This window comes from Erythrobacter litoralis HTCC2594, from assembly GCF_000013005.1.
In the GTDB taxonomy this organism is placed as follows: domain Bacteria; phylum Pseudomonadota; class Alphaproteobacteria; order Sphingomonadales; family Sphingomonadaceae; genus Parerythrobacter; species Parerythrobacter litoralis_A.
In genome coordinates this window covers 2,368,601-2,390,973 of the sequence record NC_007722.1, presented here as the reverse complement: position 1 = coordinate 2,390,973, position 22,373 = coordinate 2,368,601, and the positions used below count along the sequence as shown (strand labels likewise).

20 protein-coding genes are annotated in these 22,373 nt (G+C 64.8%); 12 read left to right on the top strand and 8 right to left on the bottom strand.

All coding sequences use genetic code 11. The features are described from left to right. The first annotated feature begins 26 nt into the window (after window positions 1-26). Together EL2594_RS11665 and EL2594_RS11660 are read left to right on the top strand one after the other, a co-directional pair. Window positions 27-1,235, top strand: coding sequence for a DUF2157 domain-containing protein (locus EL2594_RS11665; protein ID WP_011415286.1), 1,209 nt, complete (start codon window positions 27-29; stop codon window positions 1,233-1,235). Then, window positions 1,232-1,789: a GDYXXLXY domain-containing protein gene (locus tag EL2594_RS11660; RefSeq protein ID WP_011415285.1), complete on the top strand. Its 558-nt coding sequence runs from the start codon at window positions 1,232-1,234 to the stop codon at window positions 1,787-1,789. The genes EL2594_RS11665 and EL2594_RS11660 overlap by 4 nt, the downstream gene beginning before the upstream one ends. On the opposite strand, the gene EL2594_RS11655 is transcribed toward EL2594_RS11660, so the two are convergent. Together EL2594_RS11655 and EL2594_RS11650 are read right to left on the bottom strand one after the other, a co-directional pair. Continuing rightward, complete coding sequence (locus EL2594_RS11655; protein WP_041685311.1) at window positions 1,786-4,140, bottom strand: FtsK/SpoIIIE family DNA translocase; 2,355 nt, start codon at window positions 4,138-4,140, stop codon at window positions 1,786-1,788. The two genes, EL2594_RS11660 and EL2594_RS11655, sit on opposite strands and share 4 nt — an antisense overlap. 79 nt (window positions 4,141-4,219) lie before the next feature. Beyond that, window positions 4,220-4,816 carry a thiamine phosphate synthase gene (locus EL2594_RS11650; protein WP_233994272.1) on the bottom strand — a complete coding sequence of 199 codons (597 nt, stop codon included), beginning with the start codon at window positions 4,814-4,816 and terminating at the stop codon, window positions 4,220-4,222. On the opposite strand from EL2594_RS11650, the gene EL2594_RS11645 reads away from it, so the two are divergent. Then, window positions 4,803-5,465 carry a YggS family pyridoxal phosphate-dependent enzyme gene (locus tag EL2594_RS11645; protein WP_011415282.1) on the top strand — a complete coding sequence of 221 codons (663 nt, stop codon included), beginning with the start codon at window positions 4,803-4,805 and terminating at the stop codon, window positions 5,463-5,465. The genes EL2594_RS11650 and EL2594_RS11645 overlap by 14 nt on opposite strands. A gap of 57 nt (window positions 5,466-5,522) precedes the next feature. On the opposite strand, the gene EL2594_RS11640 is transcribed toward EL2594_RS11645, so the two are convergent. The 3 genes from EL2594_RS11640 to EL2594_RS11630 form a co-directional block, all read right to left on the bottom strand. Then, on the bottom strand, window positions 5,523-6,404 hold the full coding sequence (locus EL2594_RS11640; RefSeq protein WP_011415281.1) for an OmpA family protein: 882 nt from the start codon (window positions 6,402-6,404) through the stop codon (window positions 5,523-5,525). A 262-nt stretch (window positions 6,405-6,666) separates the two neighbouring features. Then, entirely contained in the window at window positions 6,667-9,426 is a 2,760-nt protein-coding gene (locus tag EL2594_RS11635; protein WP_011415280.1) for a [protein-PII] uridylyltransferase, read from the bottom strand. Further along, window positions 9,423-11,114: a class I adenylate-forming enzyme family protein gene (locus EL2594_RS11630; RefSeq protein ID WP_011415279.1), complete on the bottom strand. Its 1,692-nt coding sequence runs from the start codon at window positions 11,112-11,114 to the stop codon at window positions 9,423-9,425. The genes EL2594_RS11635 and EL2594_RS11630 overlap by 4 nt, the downstream gene beginning before the upstream one ends. Window positions 11,115-11,250: 136 nt before the next feature. Here EL2594_RS11630 and lgt point away from each other — a divergent pair, with 136 nt between their 5' ends. The 3 genes from lgt to EL2594_RS11615 all read left to right on the top strand — a co-directional run bounded on the left by lgt (window position 11,251) and on the right by EL2594_RS11615 (window position 13,651). Beyond that, window positions 11,251-12,108: a prolipoprotein diacylglyceryl transferase gene (lgt, locus tag EL2594_RS11625; RefSeq protein WP_196793198.1), complete on the top strand. Its 858-nt coding sequence runs from the start codon at window positions 11,251-11,253 to the stop codon at window positions 12,106-12,108. A gap of 7 nt (window positions 12,109-12,115) precedes the next feature. Beyond that, entirely contained in the window at window positions 12,116-13,171 is a 1,056-nt protein-coding gene (locus tag EL2594_RS11620) for a class I SAM-dependent methyltransferase (RefSeq protein ID WP_011415277.1), read from the top strand. 63 nt (window positions 13,172-13,234) lie between these two features. Continuing rightward, the gene (locus EL2594_RS11615) at window positions 13,235-13,651 is read left to right on the top strand and encodes a DUF2147 domain-containing protein (RefSeq protein WP_011415276.1); all 417 of its coding nucleotides are present in this window, start codon (window positions 13,235-13,237) and stop codon (window positions 13,649-13,651) included. A gap of 1 nt (window position 13,652) precedes the next feature. On the opposite strand, the gene EL2594_RS11610 is transcribed toward EL2594_RS11615, so the two are convergent. From EL2594_RS11610 to EL2594_RS11600, 3 genes are read right to left on the bottom strand one after another with little or no spacing between them, the layout of a single operon-like run. Continuing rightward, window positions 13,653-15,206, bottom strand: coding sequence for a glycine betaine ABC transporter substrate-binding protein (locus tag EL2594_RS11610; protein WP_011415275.1), 1,554 nt, complete (start codon window positions 15,204-15,206; stop codon window positions 13,653-13,655). Next, complete coding sequence (locus tag EL2594_RS11605) at window positions 15,203-15,970, bottom strand: ATP-binding cassette domain-containing protein (RefSeq protein WP_011415274.1); 768 nt, start codon at window positions 15,968-15,970, stop codon at window positions 15,203-15,205. The genes EL2594_RS11610 and EL2594_RS11605 overlap by 4 nt, the downstream gene beginning before the upstream one ends. 54 nt (window positions 15,971-16,024) lie before the next feature. Continuing rightward, complete coding sequence (locus EL2594_RS11600) at window positions 16,025-17,536, bottom strand: sensor histidine kinase (RefSeq protein ID WP_233994271.1); 1,512 nt, start codon at window positions 17,534-17,536, stop codon at window positions 16,025-16,027. A 148-nt stretch (window positions 17,537-17,684) separates the two neighbouring features. Between EL2594_RS11600 and EL2594_RS11595 the strand changes: the two genes are divergently transcribed. From EL2594_RS11595 to EL2594_RS11570, 6 genes are all read left to right on the top strand, one after another. Continuing rightward, window positions 17,685-18,851 (top strand): isovaleryl-CoA dehydrogenase, encoded by a 1,167-nt coding sequence (locus tag EL2594_RS11595; protein ID WP_011415272.1) that lies wholly within the window; start codon window positions 17,685-17,687, stop codon window positions 18,849-18,851. After that, window positions 18,848-19,366, top strand: a complete 519-nt coding sequence (locus EL2594_RS15190; RefSeq protein ID WP_011415271.1) for a CbrC family protein — start codon at window positions 18,848-18,850, stop codon at window positions 19,364-19,366. Before EL2594_RS11595 ends, EL2594_RS15190 begins: the two co-directional genes overlap by 4 nt. A gap of 87 nt (window positions 19,367-19,453) precedes the next feature. Next, window positions 19,454-19,825 (top strand): hypothetical protein, encoded by a 372-nt coding sequence (locus EL2594_RS11585; RefSeq protein WP_011415270.1) that lies wholly within the window; start codon window positions 19,454-19,456, stop codon window positions 19,823-19,825. Then, complete coding sequence (locus EL2594_RS11580; protein ID WP_011415269.1) at window positions 19,822-20,106, top strand: hypothetical protein; 285 nt, start codon at window positions 19,822-19,824, stop codon at window positions 20,104-20,106. The genes EL2594_RS11585 and EL2594_RS11580 overlap by 4 nt, the downstream gene beginning before the upstream one ends. After that, entirely contained in the window at window positions 20,103-21,758 is a 1,656-nt protein-coding gene (locus tag EL2594_RS11575) for a carboxyl transferase domain-containing protein (protein WP_011415268.1), read from the top strand. Before EL2594_RS11580 ends, EL2594_RS11575 begins: the two co-directional genes overlap by 4 nt. A gap of 58 nt (window positions 21,759-21,816) precedes the next feature. After that, complete coding sequence (locus tag EL2594_RS11570) at window positions 21,817-22,335, top strand: hypothetical protein (protein WP_011415267.1); 519 nt, start codon at window positions 21,817-21,819, stop codon at window positions 22,333-22,335. The last annotated feature ends 38 nt before the right edge of the window (window positions 22,336-22,373 follow it).

The window sequence follows — 22,373 nt, the reverse complement described above, 5'->3', positions numbered from 1 at the left end:
GCCTATAGCGGAATCTTCGCGGAGCAATGCAGTTTTTCCCCGCGCACTGGGCTTTTGGACCGGAGGCGCTTAATCTCGCGCATATGGGCGAACGCAAGTTGAGGGAGTGGCGCGAAGCCGGTTTGATCGACGATGCCGCGGTCGCGCGCATCCTCGCCTACGAGGAAGAGCATTCGCGTCCCTTGCTGCTGTGGGCGGTGATCGGGATCGGGGCGCTGGCGATCGGATTGGGTGTGATTTCGGTGGTCGCCGCCAATTGGGAAGACGTGCCGGGCAAGGTGCGCCTGGCGATCCACCTGGCGCTGTTCACAGGGCTGGCGGGCTTTATCGGCTGGCGCGGAGGGCGGCTGGAGCGCGAGCAGCCGTGGGGCCTCGAAGCCGCTCTATTCGTCCTTGGCGTGCTCGGCATGACCTTTTTCGGCCATATCGGGCAGGTGTACCAGACCGCATCGCCGCTCTGGAAGCCGCTCGCAGCGGCACTGGTGCTGTTCGGGCCCATAGTCCTGCTGCGGGGGCAAAGCTGGATCACGGCGTCGCTGTTCATGGGCACGCTGATTGCGACCTGCTGGGAATATGCTTTCACGCTCGACCAATGGGTAACGGGGCGAGAGGCTGACTCGGTCTGGCTGCCGGTCACGCTCGTGACCTTGTTGCCGATCGTTATGGGGCCGGTCGCGGCGTGGATGCGCTCTCGCAGCGCCCGCGCAGCCTTCTGGACCCGGATCGAGCAATTGGCCGTCGCCTATATCGTGATCGGTGCGTCGCTCATGTGCCTCGCGGCATCGGTGGACGCATTCAGCGAACCGGTCCTGGCATTGGGCGCGCAGGTTATCCGCTGCGGGGCCGGGCTCGCGGTTGCCGGCCTGATTGTCTGGGCGCGCCGGGACAGGTCGGGCGAAGCGACCGGGATGGTGCTGGCCGCATCGGCGCTCGCCTGCATCTTCGCATACGTCGCCTCCGGCGCCACATTACCTGCGGGCGTGCTGTTCATGCTGCTGTGGGCTGCGATCGCAGCCGCAGCGCTCTATGCCGGGTGGCGCGGCGTGTTCCAAGCGGCGGTGGCGGTGGTGGCGCTGCGGCTCATCGTCCTCAGCTTCGAACTGGCGAGCGACCTGCTTTCGAGCGGCTTCGGCCTGATCCTGGCCGGATTGCTGATCCTTGGCGTGGCGTGGGGCGCGGTGCGGGTGAGCCGCGCCTTCGCGCCGCCGCGCGAAAACGAGGGGGAGACGCTATGATGCGCGCTGCCAGCCTGCTCGCGCTCGCGCTGCCGGTGATCGGCCTCGGCGGCCTGTGGGCCTGGACCGAAAGCTGGAGCCGCGAAGGCACCGATTGGGACGTGCCCGTCGCCGGATACGACCCGCGCGACCTGCTGCGCGGGCATTATATCGAATTCACCTACGACTGGGCGGGCGATGACCTTTCAGGTGCCTCGCCTGATGCCTTCTGCATCGAGGGCGAAGCGCCGGAAATTGCGCGCATTGTTGCCCGCGACGATGTCGAAAGCTGCGCCCATTTCGCGCGGGCGGACTATGGTAGCGTCTATGGCGGCGCGGGGCTGCAGCGCGGCCGCCTCTACGTGCCGCAAACGCAGGCGCGCGAGTTGGAAGACAAGCTGCGCGATCCGGACCTGCGCGGCATCGTCACCGTCCGCCAACGCATCGACGGCCGCATCCTGCCGCAGAGCATACGCTTCGAAGAACTGACCGAAGAAGAGCGGTTGGAGCGCGAAAGGCAGCGGGAAGAGGAGCGCCGACGGAGCGTGCCCGACATCATGGTCGCCCCGGACTAGAGCACATTCCCATCGCGGTCGCGGTAGATTTCGCGGCGGCCGACATGGTTGGCGGGGCCGACAAGGCCTTCGCTTTCCATCCGCTCGATCCATTTGGCGGCGGTGTTGTAGCCGACGCCCATCTGGCGCTGGAGCCAGCTGCCGCTCGCCTTCTGGTTCTCGATCACGATCTGGCACGCCTGCAGGTATTTGCGCTCTTCGGGGCTGTCGCTGGCGGTGAGGTCGTCTTCGAAGGTCAGGCCGCCGCCGTCTTCCGGCTCTTCCGTGACGGCATCGACATATGCGGGGCTGCCCTGTGCGCGCCAGTGATCGGCCACGCGCTCGACTTCCTCGTCGCTGACGAACGGCCCGTGCACGCGGATCATCGCGCCGGTGTTGGGCTTGTAGAGCATGTCGCCCTTGCCCAGCAGTTGCTCCGATCCCTGTTCGCCGAAGATGGTGCGGCTGTCGATGCGGCTCGTCACCTTGAAGCTGATGCGCGTCGGCAGGTTGGCCTTGATGACGCCCGTGATGACATCGACGCTGGGACGCTGCGTCGCCATGATCAGGTGGATACCGGCGGCGCGCGATTTCTGGCTCAGGCGCTGGATCAGCACTTCGATTTCCTTGCCGACTGTCACCATGAGGTCGGCCAGTTCGTCGACGATCAGCACGATCTGCGGCAAGGGTTCGTAATCGAGCTGCTCTTCCTCGAAAATCTCCTCGCCGGTTTCCGGATCGAAGCCGGTCTGCACGCGGCGACCGAGCGGTTTGCCCTTGGCTGCGGCGGTGCGGACTTTCTCGTTGAAGCCGGAGATATTGCGCGAGTTGACGGAGGACATCATGCGATAACGCCGCTCCATCTCCTCGACCGCCCATTTGAGCGCGCGCACGCTCTTGTGCGGCTCGGTCACCACCGGGCTGAGCAGATGCGGGATATCGTCGTAGGTCTTGAGCTCGAGCACTTTCGGATCGATCAGGATCAGGCGGCATTCGTCGGGCGTGAAGCGGTAGAGCAGGCTCAGCAGGATGGCGTTGAGGCCGACCGACTTGCCCGAGCCGGTGGTGCCCGCAACCAGCAGGTGCGGCATGGCGGCCAGGTCGGCGACGATCGGCTCACCGGCAATATCCTTGCCCAGGATCATCGGCAACGCGCCCTTGCCGTCGGCAAAGGCGGCGCAGCTCGCCAGCTCCTTGAAATTGACCATCTGTCGGTCCTGGTTGGGCAGTTCGATGCCCATCACGGTCTTGCCGGGGATTGGCGACACGCGCGCGGAAATCGCGCTCATGTTGCGGGCGATGTCTTCGGCGAGGCCGATCACGCGACTTGCCTTGATCCCGGGGGCAGGCTCGAGCTCGTACATGGTCACCACCGGGCCGGTGCGCACGGCGGTGATCTCGCCCTTGACGTTGAAATCGTCGAGCACGGTTTCGAGCAGGCGGGCGTTGCGCTCGAGCGCCATCTTGTCGAGCTTGGGCGCGGTGTCGGGGCCGGGGTCGGTCAGCAGGTCGAGGCTCGGCAATTCGTAATTGGCGAACATGTCGCGCTGCTTGGCCTTGGCGGCAGTCGCCTGTTTGGGCGGCGCGGAGGGATCGACGATCTTGGGCGCGCGGCGTTCGGCAGGCTGTTCGACGACCGCCTCTTTCGCTGCGGGCCTGGGTTTGGGTGCGGCGTCTGTGTCGCGGTTCAGTGCCAGCCTGGGTTTTGGGAGCGCAATCGCGGGCATGAAAGGCACGTGGCGCAGGAAGGCCGGCAGCGTCAGCAACGCGCGCCAGTCGATGGCGAAGACGCGCGTGACGAGCGCGGTGCCGCCGCCGAGCGCGAGCAGCGCCAGCGCAAGGATGATCCAGCCCGACAGCCCTTCGCCGAAGCGGGTCGCGATGGCCTCGATCGCACCGGCGCCGAGCAGGCCGGTGATGCCGCCCATGGAGGCGGGCAGCGCCCCGCCCGGCCCGTCGAAAGTCAGCGAAAGCACTGTGCTGAGCAGCGCCATCGCCAGCAGTAGCATCAGGATCGGCCGCCACCAGCGGGTTTCGGTGTCGACGTCTTCTTCCTCGACATCGCGCCACAGCTTGCGCGCGAAGATGTAGAGCATCGGCAGCAGCAGGATGCCGGTCAGGCCGAACAGGAACAGCACGCGCTCGGCCACGAATGCGCCGCTCGCGCCCATGTAATTGGCGACGTCATGCGATGCGGCGGCGGTCGAGGGGCTCGGGTCGGTCTGGGTATAGCTGAAGAGCGCGAGGCCGAGGAACACCATCGCGCCGAACAGCACGACGGCCCCGCCCATCTGCGCGGCACGGCGCATCGAACGCCGCCATGCGGCGCGCCAGTCGGCCCCGGAAGACCTGCTTATTGCTCGTGACGCCATCGGGTTCCCTTCCTCGCGTGGAACACACCATGAATCCTTGGCGAGTCCGGGTCAAGATTCCCGCGACGAATGGCGCGAATTAGCTGAGTCCGTCGATCGCGGCCCAGCGCGGCCAATCGAGGCGTCGCGCGGTGGCTTGCGTCATACCCCCCAGCGCAATGACCGGCATCTGTGCATGACGCGCGAGACGTCGGAACCGCTGCGGGCCGAGCGTCGCAGCGCCGGGATGCGAGCGCGTGGGGAAGGCTGGCGAAAGCATCACCGCGTCGGAGCGGGCGCGATTGGCCTGGCCGATTTCCGCAAGGTCGTGCGCGGTAGCGATGGTCACCAGGTCGCGGCGCGTGGGATAGAGGCTGCGCGGTGCGCCATAGATCCCGTCTGCGCCCCATTCGCGTGCGGTCAACGCGCTGTCGGCGAGGATGACGAGATGCCCGCGTGCTTCCGCGATACGCTTTAATGCAAAGAACCGCGCGACCCGCTCTGCGGGCGGCAGATGATAATGGCGATAGACGAAGCCCGATCCCGGCGGCAGCGTGCGCAAGCGGTGTTCGAGCACGCCGTCGTTGCGCTCGTCGGACAGGAGCCAGAGGTCAGGTAAGTCCTTTCGACTACGCTCAAGACAGGTCTGGAAGTGTGCCACGCGCCCGCTATAGCGCAGCCCCATGAGTGATCCCACTACCCCGCTCGAAGAAACGGAAGCCCGCATCGCCAGGGCCTGCACAATCGCCCAGCGCGACCGCGATGAAGTCACGCTGATCGCGGTCAGCAAGACCCATCCGGTGGAGGCGATCGAGCCGCTGCTGGAACAGGGCCACCGCGTCTTCGGCGAAAACCGCGTGCAGGAAGTGAAGGAAAAATGGCCTGCTTTGCGCGAGGCCTATTCCGATGTCGAACTGCACCTGATCGGCCAGCTGCAGTCGAACAAGGCGGAAGACGCCGTCGCGCTGTTCGACTGCATCCATTCGCTCGACCGTCCGAGCCTGGTGAAGGCGCTCGGCAAGGCGATGGAGAAAGCGGGCAAGCAGGTCCCGTGCTTCCTGCAGGTCAATATCGGCGATGAGGACCAGAAGGGCGGCTGCCCGATCGGCGAGGTACCCGCCATGCTGGAGCGGGCGCGCGAGGCGGGCATTCCGGTGGTCGGGTTGATGTCTATCCCGCCGTTCGACATCGAACCGGCACCCTTCTTTGCGCTGCTCGACAAGCTGGCGCGCGAGAACGAACTAGAAGCCCGCAGCATGGGGATGAGCAGCGATTTCGAAACCGCCATCATGCTCGGCGCAACGCACGTGCGGGTCGGTACCGCGCTGTTCGGCGATCGGGGGTAGCGCACACGAAAAGGGGCGAGCCGAAGCCCGCCCCTCTCAAATGGTCAATACCGGACCTTACAGCCCCTCGACAGCCTTGCTGACGAGGATGTTGACCGCCACGCGGCGGTTCTGGGCCTTGCCTTGCGGGGTGTAGTTATCCGCCGCCGGATCGGCTTCGGCCATGCCGGTAGGGGTCAGCATGCGCCAGGGTTTCCAGCCGCACTCCTGCTGCAGATAGTTGGTCACTCGCGCCGCGCGGCGTTCGCTCAGCTCCTGATTGAGTTCCTCGCTGCCGTCGGCATCGGTGTAGCCGACGACCAGCAGCAGGGCGTTATCGGTCGCCTCGGCCTGCGCAGCGGCCTGGCACAGGTCGCGCTGGGCTTCGCCGTCGAGCCGCCACTTGCCGCTGTCGAAATAGACGTTGGTGGTGTCCTTGATCAGGTAATTGTCGATATCGCCGACGCGTCCGCGCAGCGCTTCGGTGGCGGCGGTCTGCTCGGCAAAGCCCTGCGCCGTGCCGGTGCGGATCATCGTCGCGGTTTCGAGATCGTCGTTCGACAGGCGGACGCGGCTGGCGATCAGCCCGTCGCTCCATTGTTTGGTTTCGACCTTCACCGGCAGACCGTTCATCAGCGCATCCGCGCCGAGGCTCGTCCGGCTGAGGCCGAGGAAACCGCCGCGCGAGCGGATCTCGGTCGCTTCGCTGATGAAGACCACCGATTGCTGGCCGCCGATGGTGGTGACCTGCATGCGCTCGTCCTTGCGCGCCGAAATATAACCCTCGAGCTCGGGGCCATCGGGCAGTTCCGCAATGTCGGCGGGCACGGTGGCATAGACGGTCAGCGTGCGGTCGGGATCGGTGTTTTCGTAGTCCTGCGCCGAAGCGCCGAGCGGCAAGGCTGCAGCCATGGCCGCAGCGACAGCGAATTTGCCGGAAGTGGTAATCGAGAGGGACATTGGTTTGCTCCTTGCAAAGCGAGCCACGCGCAAGGTGCGCTGTTGAGGCACCGTGGGGGACACGCAGCCCGCCGATAAATCGATGGTCGCGATCGCGCAGGCATGCGTTCACCCGACGACGGGGAAAACGCGACCGGACAGGACGCTGTTCCTGCCAATCTTTCCCGCAAATTAACAGCTGGCCGGATTCGCGCTTGATTCCGGACGGGCCGGGTTCGGATAGCGATGAAAGGCGGTATCGAACGGCGCCGATCGACCCGGTTCAGGCCGGTTCGAGCTCGGCCTGCCGCGCGTCGCTCGCGGCATCGAGCAGGGCCTGCCGGATCGTGTCCATGCGGCTTTCGTCTGTGATCTTGGCGCCTGTGAGGTCGGTGACATAGAACGTATCGGCCGCCCGCTCGCCATAGGCGGTGATGTGGGCCGACTGGACTATGACCTGGTTTTCGAACAGCGCGCGGCCCAGCCGGTTGAGCAGCGCGGCCCGGTCGCGGGCGTTGACTTCGATCACGGTGAACCGACCCGAAGCATCGTTGTCGAACAGGACGCGCGGGCGGACGTCGAAGGCGCCGGCCCGGGTCTGCTTGAGCGGACGCTTGGCGAGCTTGGGCACCAGTTCGCCGCGATTGGCAATGGCATCGGCGATGGCCTGCTCGATCCGGGCAAGTTGCCGCTCTTCGGCAAAGGGTTGGCCGACCGGGTCCTGCACCAGGTAATTGTCGATCGCCCAGCCGTTGCGGGTCGTGTGAATACGGGCATCGATGATGTTGCCGCCAGCCAGGTGAATGCCTCCGGCAATGCGATAGAACAGGCCCGGATGGTCGGCGGCGATGACCGTGACCAGCGTCGCGCCGCGTTCCTCGTCGAATTCGCAATGGATCGACAGGTCCTCGCTGATCTCGCGGGCGACGTCGTACTGGACGATATTGCGCGAGATCACGTTTTCCGGTTCGGCGATCCAGTAGGAATCGGGCAGCAGCCTGCCATGCTTTTCCAGCAGCGCCGCCTTGCCGCCCAAGGCCTCGCGCACGGCCTCTTTCTTCGCTGCCACGCGTTCGGAGCGATGATGCTTCATATGGCCGAGCCGGAGCCGTTCGTGCGCGGCATCGTAGAGCTCGCCCAGCAACTGGCCCTTCCAGCTGTTCCATGTCCCCGGACCGACCGCACGGATATCGACGCTGGTCAGGATCGCGAGATGGCGCAGCCGCTCGAGGCTCTGCACCTCGGCGACGAAATCCTCGATCGTCTTGGGGTCGGTCAGGTCGCGCTTCTGCGCGGTCGAGCTCATCAGCAGGTGCTGCAACACCAGCCACGCGACCAGATCGGTCTCGTCTTCGTCGAGCCCGAAACGGGGGCACAGTTCCTCGGCCACTTCCGCCCCGAGGATCGAATGGTCGCCTCCGCGCCCCTTGGCGATATCGTGCAGCAGCGCCGCGACGAAAGCGACGCGGCGGCTCTTGACCTTGTGAATCTCGCGCGTCGAGCGCGGATGCTCCTTGGCCAGCTCGCCCTTCTCGATCTTGGAGAGGAACCCGATCGCGCGGATGGTGTGCTCGTCCACCGTGTAGTGGTGGTACATGTTGAACTGCATCTGCGCGTTGACGCGGCCGAAATCGGGCACGAACTTTCCGAACACGCCCGCCTCGTTCATCCAGCGCAGCGCGGTCTCCGGATCGTTGCGCCCGCACAGCAGGTCGAGGAAGATGGCATTGGCGCGCGGGTCGTTGCGCACCTGGTCCTTGATCAGCACGCTGTCGCGATCGGCCTGGCGCATGCTGCGCGGATCGATCTCCAGCCCGTTGGCTTCGGCGAGCTGGAAGATTTCGATCAGCCGCACTGGATCGTCGCGGAACCAGTTGTCGCCGGGCGCGGCGATCTTGCCGCCGAATACCGTATAGCCCTTGAGCATGCGCGATTTGGCGTTGAAGCCCGCCAGCAGGCCGGTGCGCGCGCGCTTGCGGGCGAATTGCTGGTCCATCTGCGCCAGGAATACGCCGGTCAGCGAGCCGACGCGTTTCACCTGCAGGAAATAATACTGCATGAACCGTTCGACCGCGCTCTTCTCGCGCCGTTCGGCAAAGCGCATGCGCTCGGCGATCTGTTTCTGGAAATCGAAGGTCAGCCGGTCTTCGGGCCGCCCGGTGATCTCGTGCAGGTGACAGCGCACCGCCAGCAGGAATCCTTCGGCGCGCCGGAACCCGTGATATTCCGTCTCGGTCAGCAGCCCGGCATCGACCAGCTCGGCGGCTCCGCGCGCGCGGTGGATGTATTTGCCGATCCAGTAAAGCGTCTGCAGGTCGCGCAGGCCGCCCTTGCCTTCCTTGACGTTGGGCTCGACGACGTAGCGCGTGCCCCCCATCCGCTCGTGCCGCGCATCGCGTTCGGCGAGCTTTTCGGCGACGAATTGCCGCTCTGTACCGTTGACGACTTCGCTCCAGAAGCGCTTGCGCGCCTCGTCGTAGAGTTCGCGGTCGCCCCAGACGAAGCGCGCTTCGAGCAGCGCGGTGCGGATGGTGAGATCTTCCCTGGCCATGCGCACCATGTCTTCGGGGGTGCGGCTTGATTGGCCGACCTTGAAGCCGAGGTCCCACAGGAAATAGAGCATCGCCTCGGTCACCTGCTCGCACCAGGGCGTTCGCCGCGAGGGGTGCAGGAAGGCGATGTCGACATCGGACTGCGGCGCCATCTCCGCGCGGCCATATCCGCCGACCGCGAGGACCGCGATCCGTTCCGACGAGGAACGATTGGCTACGGGATAGAGATGCGTGGTGACATGGTCGAAGATCACCCGCACCAGCTGGTCGACCAGAAACGCGTGACCGGCGGTGATCTGGTGCCCGGCGCTCGGCCGGTCGAGCAGCCGCTGCGACAGTTCGTCGCGACCCTTCTCCAGCGCCTCGCGCAGTACTTTCAGGACCGCCGGGCGGGCCTTCTCGCCCTGCTGCTCGGCTAGTGCTTCGACCGCCGCAGCGAGTTTGCGACGGTCGATGATGCGGCGTTGGCGGGGGACCTTGGGGTCGGTCAAGCTGCCTCGTATTCTTCCGTATACTTGGCGCGCAGGGTGCGCTTGTCGATCTTGGCGGTGCCGAGGCGCGGCAGGCTCTCGCTCGCCTGCCAATAGACCACCGGCTGCTTGAAGGAAGCGAGGCGATCCTTGAGGAAGTCGCGCAGGCCCTCTTCGGTCAGGCCGCTGCCCGGTTTGGCGAGGAACACCGCGCCGACGATCTCGCCATAGCGCTCGTCGGGCAGGCCGAAGACGCTGCATTCGGCGATGTCGTCATGCGCGTAAATCGCTTCCTCGACCTCGATGCAGGTGATGTTCTCGCCGCCGCGGATGATGATGTCCTTCTTGCGGTCGACGATAAAGAGGTATCCGTCCTCGTCCACCCGGCCGAGATCCCCGGTGCGGAAATACATGTCGTCGGTGAAGGCGGCCTTGGTCGCTTCCTCGTTGTTCCAGTAGCCGAGGAAATTGCAGACCGAGCGGATGCAGACTTCGCCGACATCGCCTTGCGGCACTTCCTTGCCGTTGTCGTCGAGAATGGCGAGGTCGACCAGCGGGCGGCTCGGCTTGCCGGTGCTTGAAGGCTTGGCGAGATAGTTCTCGTTGAAATTGCCGCAGCCGACGCCGTTGGTTTCCGTCAGGCCGTAACCGAGCAGCGGGTTGCCTTCGGGGAAAGCGTCCTTGATTTTCTCGACATGGTCGACCGGGCGCGGCGCGCCGCCGGCGGCCCAGCCGGAACAGGTCGACACATCGTATTTGTCGCGATCGGGATGCGTAGCCATTTCGTAGGTCATCAGCGGCACGCCGGCGAAATAGCTCACCTTCTCGTCCTGGATCAGCTGCAAGGCGGTGCCCGCATCCCACTTCGGCATCAGCACGACCTTGCGGCCCAGCGCGTAGCTCTGCAGCAACAGCGGGACTTCGCCGGTGACGTGGAACAGCGGCACGGCGAGCAGCGCGCAGGCCTGCGTCGTCGGGGCGTCGCCGGTGCTGTCGAGATAGGTAAAGGCCATCAGCGACTGGAGCGCATAGCTCATCGATCCGTGGACGACGCCGCGGTGGTCGGAATAGGCGCCCTTGGAAAGCCCGGTCGAGCCGGAGGTGTAGAGCACGGTGCACAGATCGTCCGGCCCGACATCGAGCGGGTTGACGGTGCCGGGATCGCCCCAAGCCACTTTCAGGCCGGTGCTCGGGTCGCAATCGTGATCGAACAGCACGATCCTGGCACCGTGGTTGGTGCCCTCGAGCCGCTTGGCGCGGCCTTCGTCGGCGAACACCAGCTTACATTCGACGAGATCGATCGAGGCGGCGAGTTCCTCCCCGTTGGAGAAACCGTTGAGCAGGGTCGCACAGCCGCCACCCATGATGATGCCCATGTAGAGCACTATCCAGTTGGCCGAATTGCGCGCCGCGATGCCGACGCGGTCGCCCTTCTGCATGCCGTGTTCGTTCCTGAGACCGGCCGCGACGGCGTGGGCGGCGGCCCAGGTCTGCCCGAAGGTCAGCCGGCAGCCGCCATCGACGAGGAATTCGGCATCCTTATGCTCGTTGCAATAATGCGCGAAATAATGCGCCAGGCTCGGCGGGGCGTTCTTGAGCGCGGGCATGTCCGTGCCGTTGCGGGCGAAGGTCACGGTTTCGGCCGGTGCGCCTTCGGCGGTCAGCTTGTCCATGATCGCATCAAGGGTAAGATCGAGCTGGGTCGGCATCTGTATTTCTCTCCGTCGATTTGCGGGGCAAGCTCCTTCGCTTCGGGGTTTCGTCGAAACCCGGGCTGTGCCAAAGCCGTGCCGAAAGAAGGGCCGTGTCCTCGTTGTCTCGCGCCCCATGTAAGAGGTCTTGTCCGTGCTGTCACTATTGGCCGACGCTGCTTCGCAGCCGATCTACTGGTCCGAGCTCGGCCTGTCGCCGGGGATCGATCTCGGCTTTTTCACGCTGCGCTTTTATTCGCTCGCCTATATAGTCGGTATCGTCCTCGCCTATTGGCACCTCGGCAAGATGATCAAGGCACCCGGCGCGCCCATGGCGCAGAGCCATGCCGACGACCTGTTCTTCTATTGCACGCTCGGCGTCATTTTCGGCGGCAGGATCGGCTATGTGCTGTTCTACCGCCCGGATCTGCTCGGCACGCTGGACATGTTCAAGGTGTGGGAAGGCGGCATGAGCTTTCACGGCGGGGTGATCGGCGTGGTGCTGGCGATCCTGTTCGTGTCGTGGCGCGGCAAGCTCAACTGGCTGCGCGTGTGCGATTACATCGCCGTCAACGTGCCTTTCGGCATGTTCCTCGGGCGGATGGCGAATTTCGTGAACGGCGAATTGTACGGCCGCCCGACCGATGTCAGCTGGGCGATGATTTTCCCGACCGATCCCGATCAGGTCGCACGGCATCCGAGCCAGCTTTACCAGGCCGGGCTGGAAGGCCTGCTGATGATGGCGGTGATGCTGCTGTTGTTCTGGCAGACCAGAGCGCGGTGGAGGCCCGGCGTGCTGGTCGGTGTCTTCACCATCGGCATCGCCGGCGCGCGCTTCGTCAACGAATTCTTCCGCGCACCCGACGCGCATCTTGCCGATGTCGTCCGCGACACCGGGTTGAGCCAGGGCCAGTGGCTCTCGATCCCGATGATCCTCGTCGGGCTGGCGGTGGTGGTCTATGCGCTGACCCGCAAGACCAAGGGCACGCCCGAGAAGCCAGCCTCGGCGTGAGGGGGCGATGGCCGAAACGCTCGCAGAGATCTTCCGCCGCCTGATCCGCAACACCGGGCCGATCTCGGTCAGCCAGTTCATGGGCGAAAGCAACGCGCGCTATTATGACAGCCGCGATCCGCTCGGCAGCGCTGGCGACTTCATCACCGCGCCCGAGATCAGCCAGATGTTCGGCGAGCTGATCGGGCTGTGGCTGGCCGACATGTGGATCAACGCCGGGCGCGACGAATACGTCCAGTATGTCGAGCTGGGGCCGGGGCGCGGAACGCTGGCGAAGGATGCGCTGCGGGCGGCGAGGAAATACGGCTTCGTGCCGCCGGTGCATTTCGTCGAAGGGTCCGCCACCTTGCGCGAAGAGCAGGCGAAGGCGTTTGCCGAGGCGCAGTTCCACAACGATCTTTCGACCCTGCCCGTCGATGTGCCGCTGGTCTTCGTCGCCAACGAATTCCTCGACGCGCTGCCGGTGCGACAATTGGTCAGGACCGGGCAGGGCTGGCGCGAGCGGATGGTGGCGCTGGGCGAGGACGAGCGGTTCGTGTTCGTTGCAGGTGACAGGCCGATGGATTCCGCCGTGCCCGCAGACTGGCGCGATGCGGATCCGGGCACCATCCTCGAGACCTGCCCCGGCGCGGCGGCGACGCTTTATGAGGTGGCCGGGCGGCTGGTCGAGCAGGGCGGGACGGCGCTGTTCATAGACTACGGCTACGAGACACTGGAAGCGGGCTCGACCCTCCAGGCGGTCCGCGCGCACGACAAAGTCGATCCGCTCGCCGAACCGGGCTCGGCCGACCTGACCGCGCTGGTCGATTTCGGGACGCTGGCCCGCGTCGCGCAATCGCGCGAGGCGCGCCATATCGGTACGGTCGAACAGGGTGCCTGGCTCAGCGCGCTCGGCATCGAAGCGCGCGCGCAGGCACTGGCGGCAAAGGCACCCCACTATGCGGCAGAGCTCGAAGAAGCGAAGCAACGCCTGATCGCACCCGACCAGATGGGCAGCCTGTTCAAGGTCATGGGCCTCGCCGGGCCGGGCTGGAACGGCGGGGTCGGCTTCACATCGGATTAAGCGGCGAACGTGCATCCAATTGGCAATCACGCGGGTATATACCTGCAAAGGAGAGATTTTTTAATGAAACGCCTGCTTGCCGCCGCCGCCATTCTTGCCTGCACCGCGACCCCTGCTCTTGCCGCCGATCCGATCAGCGGACGCTGGGTGACCGAGGAAGGCGATGCGGTCGTAACGATCGGCAAATGCGGCGCGAGCTATTGCGGCAAGCTGAGCAAATATCTCGAAACGCCCCCCAATGGCGTGAATCAGAAAGACGTCAACAATCCCAATCCGCGCCTGCGCAGCCGCAAACTGCTCGGCACGCCTCTGCTGACCAATTTGACGGTCGATGACGATCTGTGGCGCGGCGACATCTACGATCCGCGCAACGGCAAGACCTATCGTTCGGTCGTGCGCCGCAAGAGCGCAAGCGTGCTCGAGGTGAAGGGCTGCATCGGCCCGTTCTGCCAGACCCAGAACTGGCGCCGCGCGCGCTAGGTCAGCGTTCCAGCCCGATCCGCTCTGCGATCATCGCGGCGGCCTGATCGGGGCTCATCTTCTGCCCGTCTGTGCGATCGACCGAGAGGTTGGCTTCGCGCATCAGCTCGACATCGATCGCGCCCAGTAGCGGTTCCAGCGCCGCGATCAGCCGCTCGTCGTCGGCGCGATCCGGGGCGATCATGATCATCGCATCGTAACTCGGTAGCGCCTGCTTCGGATCGTCGAGAATACGGATATTGTCCGCCGCGATGCGTCCGTCCGACGTGTAGGCGCTGATCACATCCGCCTCGCCCGATTTGAGCGCATTGTACATGAAGGTGGGCGAGAAATTGCGCTGGCGGGCGAATTCCAGGCCATAGGCATCGCGCACCGCGATCCATTCGGGCCGCTCGAACCATTCGGGATCGCCGCCGGTGACCAACCGTGAGGCTATCGGTGTGAGATCGCCGATGCCGGTCACGCCCAGTTTCTCCGCCCGGTCCTCGCGCATTCCGAGACCATAGGCGTTCTCGAAACCAAGCTTGCCGAGCACCAGCGTGCCGGTCTGCTCCGCCTCCCATTGCTTGATGATCCGGTACATTGCGTCGCGCCCCGGATTGTCTTGCCGCGCCAAATTGTTCGTCCAGATCGTGCCGGTATAATCGATCGAGATATCGATCGCCCCGGTGCTGACGGCATTGTGGACCACCGCCGAGCCGAGCCCGTCGCGATATTCGATATTGTAGCCGGCTTTCTCCAGCTGTCCGCCGATCAGCCGGGCGAGGATATATTGCTCGGAGAACTGCTTGGCGGCAATCACTATCGTGTCGTCATCGTCTTCGCCGCTGGGTCCGTAGAGCGCCCAGGCCGAAGCGAAGATGCCGAGTGCCGCCGCCGCTGCGCCGCCCCACACCAGCCATGGTTTGCGCTCGGCGAAACCGCGCTCGATCGCGCCCAGCAGCGCGTCGGCGATCAGTGCCAATGCTGCCGAGGAGAGGCAGCCCGCCAGCACCAGCGACCAGTTCTGCGTCTGCAGCCCGGCAAAGATCGGATCGCCGAGGCTCGGCTGGCCGATGGTGGTGGAAAGGGTCGCCGCGCCGATGGTCCACACGGACGCGGTGCGGATCCCGGCCATGACATAGGGGGCAGCCAGCGGCGCCTCGACCAGCCGCAGTTTCTGCCATTTGGACATGCCGACGCCGTCGGCGGCTTCGAGCACGCCGGGCGCCATGTTGTCGCGCGCGGTCACGGCGTTGCGCAGGATCGGCAGCAGCGCATAGAGCGCCAGCGCCAGCAGCGCGGGCAGGAAGCCGAGCGTCGGCAGGCCTTCCCCGAATATCGCCCGCAGGCTCAGCAGGATCGGGAAGAACAGCGCCAGCAGGGCCAGCGCGGGGATGGTCTGCACGAGGCTGGCGAAGCCCAGCGTTATGCGCGCGACGGTTGTGTTGCGGCTGGCCCAGACCGCCAGCGGCAGAGCGACGACAATGCCGAGCGCAATGGCGCTCGCAGCCAGCAGCACGTGCGCGGCGAGCTTGTCGCCGAGGCCGAGCATCGTTTCCCAGATTCCGTTCACGCCTCCATCCCCGCGAGCGCATCCGCTTGGGCGCGCGGCACCGCGACGAGGCCCTGCGCGATGTCGCCGCCCGCACCGTTGATCAGCGCGCGGGGCGTCTCATCGGCGACGATGCTGCCGCCTTGCATCACCAGCACCCGGTCGGCCAGTAGCAGGGCCTCGGCCATGTCATGCGTGACCAACACCGTAGTCAGGCCGAATTCGGTATGGAGTTCGCGCACCCGGTTGCCCAGCGCATCGCGGGTTACGGGGTCGAGCGCGCCGAAGGGTTCGTCCATCAGCAGCAGTTTCGGATCGCCCGCCAGCGCCCGCGCGACGCCGATCCGCTGGCGCTGCCCGCCGGACAGTTGGTGCGGCATGCGCTCGCCATAGCTGCCGTCGAGTTCGACCAGCTCGAGCAGTTCCGCGATGCGTGCGCCACCAAGCCTTTCGCCCGCGATGCGGGGCCCGATGCCGATATTCTCGGCCACACTCATATGCGGGAAAAGGCCGATCGACTGAAACACGTAGCCGATCATACGCCGCAATGCGGGCAAGGGACGGCTGGCGACATCCCCGCCTTCGAACAGCACGCGGCCCGCGCTCGGCTCCGCGAGGCGATTGACCATTTTGAGCAAGGTCGACTTGCCTGATCCGGAGGCCCCAACCAGTGCGACGAAGCTGCCTTGCGCGATGGCCAGGTCGACACGGTCCACCGCTTTGACTGCGCCGAAGTGCTTTTCGATCTGGTCGAAGCGCAGGAAAGCCGCCGAATTATCCGCCATCGGGCGACTTTAGGCAGCAGAACCCGGCAGCGAAAGCCTCCACCCGGAAATCGCTCAATCGGCGAGCGAGGCCAACGGCAGTGTGAGCACGACGCGCAGGCCATCGCGTTCCCACGTGTGCTCGATGGCCCCGTTGAGCTGCGACTGGACGCTCATCTGCAGCAGGCGCGAGCCGAAGCCGCTGTCGTCTGGCTCGCTGACCTCCGGTCCGCCGCGCTCTTTCCACGCGATCCGAACCGTCCCGTCATCCGATTCCAGCTCGACGTCGATCCGCCCCTCGGACACCGACAATGCCCCGTATTTGGCCGAATTCGTCGCCAGTTCGTGAAAGATCAGCGCCATCGGGGTGGCGGCGCGGAATCCTATCTTCACCGTGTCACCGGTCACATGGACCTGACGCTCAGCTCCAGGCCCATAGGGCGCGGTCAGGATATCGAGCAGGCTGCGCAGGCTGTCGCCCTTTTCCGCGCGCAGCGGCATGACGAAGTCTTGCGCCCGACCCAGCGCATAGACCGTCTCGGTCAGCTCGTCGGCAAAGGCCTTTGCCTCGGGCTTGGCCTTGCTGCGCAGGGTAATCAACCCGGCGATGACGGCGAAAATGTTCTTGATGCGATGGGCCAGTTCTTTCGCGAGGATATCCTGCCGCTCGGCCTCGCGATAACTGTCGTCGATATCGGTTATGGTGCCGAACCAGTGTGCCCTGGCCGGATCGGGGGCCGACGGCACGGCGCGGGAAAGGACCCAGCGCCAGGTCCCGTCGGCCTGTTTCATCCGCCACTGGTCTTCGAAGGGCTCGGCCGAGGCGACCGACGCCTGGAACTTTGCAACCGATGCATCCCAGTCTTCCGGGTGGACGAATGCGCGCCATTCCTCGACCGTTCGCGGATGCGCGCCACCGGTGACAGCTTCCCACCGGGCATTGAAGGTGTCGAAGACCGGGCCGGGGGCGGCGGACCAGGCGATGTCCGGAACGCTGTCGATCATCGCGTGCAGGCGGTCTTCGCGGGTCGAGATCGCGGTCTCGCTCCGCCGGTCCTGCCGCTGCGTCTCGAGCCGCCGCATCACGTTCATGGCCAGCACCTGCAGCCCTTCGCGCTGCAAATCGTCGATCCCGTCGGGGCGGGGCTGCCGGTCGATGATGCACAGGGCCCCGATCGGCGCCCCTTCGGAGGATATCAGCGGTGCGCCGGCATAGAAGCGGATATGCGGCTCTCCGGTGACCAGCGGGTTGTCCCGGAAGGCGCGATGCCGCGTCGCATCCTCGACGACCATCACTTCGGCGCCGAGCATGGCGTGGGCGCAGAAGCTCTGGTCGCGCGGCGTTTCCTTGGCGTCCAGCCCCATGCCGGCGACGAAACGCTGCCGTTCATCTTCGACGATGGAAACCAGTGCGATCGGGGCGCCGCACAGCTTCGCGGCGAATTGCGCAATGGCGGAAAGTTCCGGATCGTCTTCCAGGCCATCCACGCCGAAGCCTGCGAGAACGCTCAGCCGCTCGCCTTCGTCGCAAAGACTGGCAACGGGCGATCGGCCTGCAGGCCAAAGGTCGGGGCTGAGATTGTTCAAGAAGGTTCCCGGTGCGACGGAGTCGCCGTTCGCATACAACAAGCCTTTGATTTTGCAAATGGACCGCAAGTAACGCCTTGATTTCGCCTGCAACCGGTTTGCGCGGGCCGCGCGGATTGCTATGCGCAGCGCCAAGGAGATTTGACCGATGCGTGCCACCCCCGATTTCGATTTCCAGCTCGGCGAAAGCGCCGACATGATCCGCGAAAGCACCGCGCGCTTCGCCGATGAACAGATCGCGCTGCTGGCCGAGAAGGTCGACCGCGAGGACTGGTTCCCGCGCGACCTGTGGCGGCAGATGGGCGAACTGGGACTCCACGGCATTACCGTGGAAGAAGAGCATGGCGGGCTCGGGCTCGGCTATCTCGAACACGTGATCGCGGTCGAGGAAATAAGCCGGGCGAGCGCCTCGGTCGGGCTCAGCTATGGCGCCCATTCCAACCTGTGCCTTAACCAGATCCGTCGCTGGGGCAATGACGAGCAGAAGGCGAAGTACCTGCCCGGCCTGATCTCGGGCGAGCACGTGGGGTCGCTGGCGATGTCGGAAGCGGCGGCGGGGTCCGACGTGGTCTCGATGAAGCTCAAGGCGGAGGCCGTGCAGGGCGGCTACGTGCTCAATGGCACCAAGTTCTGGATCACCAATGCGCCGGAAGCCGATACGCTGGTAGTTTACGCGAAAACCGATGGCAGCGCAGGCTCGCGCGGCATCACCGCTTTCCTAGTCGAGAAGGACGACGAGGGCTTCTCCATCGGCCAGAAAATCGAAAAGGTCGGTATGCGCGGTTCGCCAACGGCGGAGCTGGTGTTCGACGATTGCCATATTCCCGAAGACCGCGTGATGGGCCCGGTCAATGGCGGCGTCGGCGTACTGATGAGCGGTCTCGATTACGAGCGCGTGGTGCTCGCCGGCTTGCAGCTCGGCATCATGCAGGCGTGTCTCGACACGGTCATCCCCTACCTGCGCGAGCGCAAGCAGTTCGGCAAGCCGATTGGCTCGTTTCAGCTGATGCAGGCCAAGGTCGCCGACATGTATGTCTCGCTGCAATCGGCGCGCGCCTACACCTATGCCGTGGCCAAGAGCTGCGACGCGGAAAAGACCACCCGCTTCGATGCGGCTGGCGCGATCCTGCTGGCATCGGAGAACGCCTTCCGCGTGGCTGCCGAGAGCGTGCAGGCACTGGGCGGTGCAGGCTATACGCTCGACTGGCCGGTCGAACGCTACATGCGCGACGCCAAGCTGCTCGATATCGGCGCGGGCACGAACGAGATCCGCCGTATGCTTATCGGCCGCGAACTGATCGGGGCGGCGGGATGAGCGCCGACCGCAAACCATTTTTTCGGTTCAATCCCAACGCTTATGAAATTGGCCGCGCATTTGAGCGAGATGAAGTGCCGTGCGAAGTGTGCGCTCGCCCTTGTATCTGGCGCTATACTGGAGCGATCTACACACATAAAGCAAAGGTGACCGTATGTGCCAGCTGCATTTACAATGGTGACTTGGCTGACTTTCTCGACGATGAATTCTTCACTCTTCACGACGTTTCTCATGAAAAAATGCGACCCGAATTCGAAGCGGAATTGTTGCAGCGCACTCCTGGAATTGCGTGCTTCAATCCGTTTGAGTGGCCTATCCTAGACGAAAAGCCGCTCGCGTTTCTTCATTACGGCACGAAGGAAGAAGCACATCACTTCGACACCCCACGCGTCGCCGAAGCAATGAAGCGTGAGTTTTCGCGCTATGGGTGGAAAGAACCTTACCCCTTGCAATACGCGTTACTTTTTAAGGAGGTCGACGGGGACCGCTATCGCGTGTCAATCGACCTCGAATAAACCCGCAGCATTGGACAGTTCGACAAGTTATATGACCACACCACTCCTCACTTTCCATCTCTGCCGCGAACTGATCGGGGCGGCGGGGTGACCCTCCCCCTCCTCCGCTTCCTCGGCGCAGGCCTCGCGCTGTCGCTGATGATCGGCGAGCTCATACGCTCGTGGGGCGTGGGACGGCCGATCATGTTCGTGCTCGACGATTTCCTTGCCGGAGGGCTGCTGCTGGCGGGCGCGATCCTGATGGCGCGGCCGACGGCAGTGCGGCGCGGGATCTTCATCGGCGGATGGGGGGTGTGCGCGGGGATGCTGTATGGCAGTTTCTTCGGCAAGGTGTTCGATCCGGCCTCGGCCAATTCCGGCAATTTCGACCTCGGTGTGCTGACCTGGCTGATCGGGCTCGCCTTCGCGGTCTCGCTCGTGGGGCTATGGGGAAGTATTCGGGAGCCTGGCCGCGCATGAGCGATACCTTGCTCACCATCCTGCAATGGTATGGCGCGATCGCGGGACTGGTTGCGGCGTTTATCGTATCGCTCAATCTCGGCGCGCAATGGACCGGCTGGGGCTTCGTGATTTTCGTCACCAGCTCCATCGCGCTTGTGGCGTGGGGATTCCTCAACCCGGATGCTTCGGGCATTGCGTGGCAGAATGTCGGCCTGCTTTGCATCAATTGCATCGGCGTCTATCGCTACCTGTTTACCGACAAGGCCGAAAAAGAGGCCGAATCCACGGAGACCACGTGACCGCACCCGTTCTTACCACCAAGCTCGACCGCGAAGACCCGCAAGCCAGGGCGCGCTTCCAGCATAACCGGAACCTTGCAGAAGACCTTCGTGCGACAGTGGCCGAGGCCGCGCTGGGCGGGTCGGAGGGTAGCCGCGAACGCCATCTGTCGCGCGGCAAACTGCTTCCCCGCGAGCGGGTCGAACGGCTGCTCGATCCGGGTTCTCCCTTCCTCGAAATCGGCCAGCTTGCCGCCAACGGCATGTATGAGGGCGACATCAACGGCGCCTCGCTGATCTGCGGGATCGGGCGCATCTCGGGCCGTCAGGTGATGATCGTGTGCAACGATGCCACGGTGAAGGGCGGCACCTATTACCCGATGACGGTCAAGAAGCATCTGCGCGCACAGGAGATCGCGCAGGAGAACCGCCTGCCGTGCATCTACCTCGTCGATAGCGGCGGGGCGAACCTGCCGCACCAGGCAGAAGTCTTCCCCGACCGCGATCATTTCGGGCGAATATTCTTCAACCAGGCGAACATGAGCGCGCTCGGCATCCCGCAGATCGCCTGTGTGATGGGGAGTTGCACGGCGGGCGGGGCTTACGTTCCGGCGATGTCCGACGAGACGGTGATCGTGCGCAACCAAGGCACGATCTTCCTCGCCGGCCCGCCGCTGGTGAAGGCCGCAACGGGCGAGGAGATCAGCGCCGAGGACCTTGGTGGCGGCGACCTTCACGCCAGGAAATCGGGCGTAGTCGATCACTTGGCCGAGAACGACGAGCACGCGCTCACCATCGTGCGCGATATCGTTTCGCACCTTGGAAACTTGCGAGCCCCAGTGAAGGCTGGGGCCTCCCTCTACCCGCACGAGGTCCCAGCCTCCGCTGGGGCTCAGTCTTATCTGAAGGACCCGCGCCCGCCCAAATACGACGCGGACGACCTCTACGCGCTCGTGCCGGAGGACGTCCGCGCGCCCTACGATGTGAAAGAGGTGATCGCGCGGCTGGTCGATGGCAGCGAGTTTCACGAGTTCAAGCAGCATTTCGGCAGCACACTGGTGTGCGGCTTCGCGCATATCTGGGGCATGCCGGTGGCAATCCTCGCCAACAACGGCGTGCTGTTTTCGGAGAGCGCGCAGAAAGGCGCGCATTTCATCGAGCTCGCCTGCCAGCGCCGCATCCCGCTGCTGTTCCTGCAGAACATCTCCGGCTTCATGGTCGGCGGGAAGTACGAGGCGGAAGGCATCGCCAAGCATGGCGCGAAACTTGTCACCGCCGTCGCCACCGCCACCGTGCCCAAAGTCACCGTGGTGATCGGCGGCAGCTTCGGCGCAGGCAACTACGGCATGTGCGGCCGCGCCTATTCTCCGCGCTTCCTCTTCACCTGGCCCAATGCGCGCATTTCAGTGATGGGCGGCGAACAGGCCGCGAGCGTCCTCGCCACCGTCCACCGCGATGCAGATAAGTGGTCGGACGAACAGGCCGAGGAATTCAAGGCCCCGATCCGCCAGAAATACGAAGACGAAGGCAACCCCTATCACGCCACCGCGCGGTTGTGGGATGACGGGGTGATCGACCCGGTCCAGACCCGCGACGTGCTGGGACTGGCCTTTGCGGCGGCGCTCGAGGCACCGATTGCTGGGCGGCCCGCCTTTGGCGTGTTCAGGATGTAGTCGGGATATTTTCGCCGACAGACGCGTTGGGCGGGTCAGGAACAGGAGATCCATCCCCATGCAAAAGCTTCTTGTAATCGCTGCGCTTTCACCGCTCGCCCTTTTGGCGGCCTGTGCCGACGACGATGCCGCCGAGAGCGTCGATACCGAAATGGCAGATGGTGCTGCCGGCTCGGCGGAAGTCGCCGAGCCTGTCGCACCGGCGACCCCTACGCCGATGGCCGACGCGGGCGACTATTCGGGCACCTACAGCGTGCAGCGCGCAGACGGCACGCGCACCAGCCTCACCCTCAATTCGGAAAACGACAGCTACAGCTATACCGGCTCCGACGGCGTCGAGCGGACCGGCACGGTCAATCGTCTCGACGACGGCTACCGTTTCTCCATTGACGACTACGAAGGCAGCATCGCCTATTTTGCCCTGTCGAACGGCAGCCTCATCCGGCTTCCCGACGATGTTGCGATCGACAATACGGTGACTGTCACCGGCGAGCGCTATAGCCGCGACAATCCGCCCTTCAGCCGCGAGCCCGAACTCGGCAGCCCGGTCGTCCCGGACGATATGACCAACCAATAGGCAGCGCTGGCAATGCAGGAGGGCGGCCCCCGCGGGTC

Bases quoted from the DNA above. Each gene is read 5' to 3' on its own strand.
- EL2594_RS11665 (WP_011415286.1), top strand. From the start codon at position 27: ATGCAGTTTTTCCCCGCGCACTGGGCTTTTGGACCGGAGGCGCTTAAT.
- EL2594_RS11645 (WP_011415282.1), top strand. From the start codon at position 4,803: ATGAGTGATCCCACTACCCCGCTCGAAGAAACGGAAGCCCGCATCGCC.
- EL2594_RS11630 (WP_011415279.1), bottom strand. From the start codon at position 11,114: ATGCCGACCCAGCTCGATCTTACCCTTGATGCGATCATGGACAAGCTG.
- EL2594_RS11605 (WP_011415274.1), bottom strand. From the start codon at position 15,970: ATGGCGGATAATTCGGCGGCTTTCCTGCGCTTCGACCAGATCGAAAAG.
- EL2594_RS11655 (WP_041685311.1), bottom strand. From the start codon at position 4,140: ATGGCGTCACGAGCAATAAGCAGGTCTTCCGGGGCCGACTGGCGCGCC.
- EL2594_RS11660 (WP_011415285.1), top strand. From the start codon at position 1,232: ATGATGCGCGCTGCCAGCCTGCTCGCGCTCGCGCTGCCGGTGATCGGC.
- EL2594_RS11595 (WP_011415272.1), top strand. From the start codon at position 17,685: ATGCGTGCCACCCCCGATTTCGATTTCCAGCTCGGCGAAAGCGCCGAC.
- EL2594_RS11580 (WP_011415269.1), top strand. From the start codon at position 19,822: ATGAGCGATACCTTGCTCACCATCCTGCAATGGTATGGCGCGATCGCG.
- EL2594_RS11640 (WP_011415281.1), bottom strand. From the start codon at position 6,404: ATGTCCCTCTCGATTACCACTTCCGGCAAATTCGCTGTCGCTGCGGCC.
- EL2594_RS11570 (WP_011415267.1), top strand. From the start codon at position 21,817: ATGCAAAAGCTTCTTGTAATCGCTGCGCTTTCACCGCTCGCCCTTTTG.
- EL2594_RS11620 (WP_011415277.1), top strand. From the start codon at position 12,116: ATGGCCGAAACGCTCGCAGAGATCTTCCGCCGCCTGATCCGCAACACC.
- EL2594_RS15190 (WP_011415271.1), top strand. From the start codon at position 18,848: ATGAGCGCCGACCGCAAACCATTTTTTCGGTTCAATCCCAACGCTTAT.
- EL2594_RS11615 (WP_011415276.1), top strand. From the start codon at position 13,235: ATGAAACGCCTGCTTGCCGCCGCCGCCATTCTTGCCTGCACCGCGACC.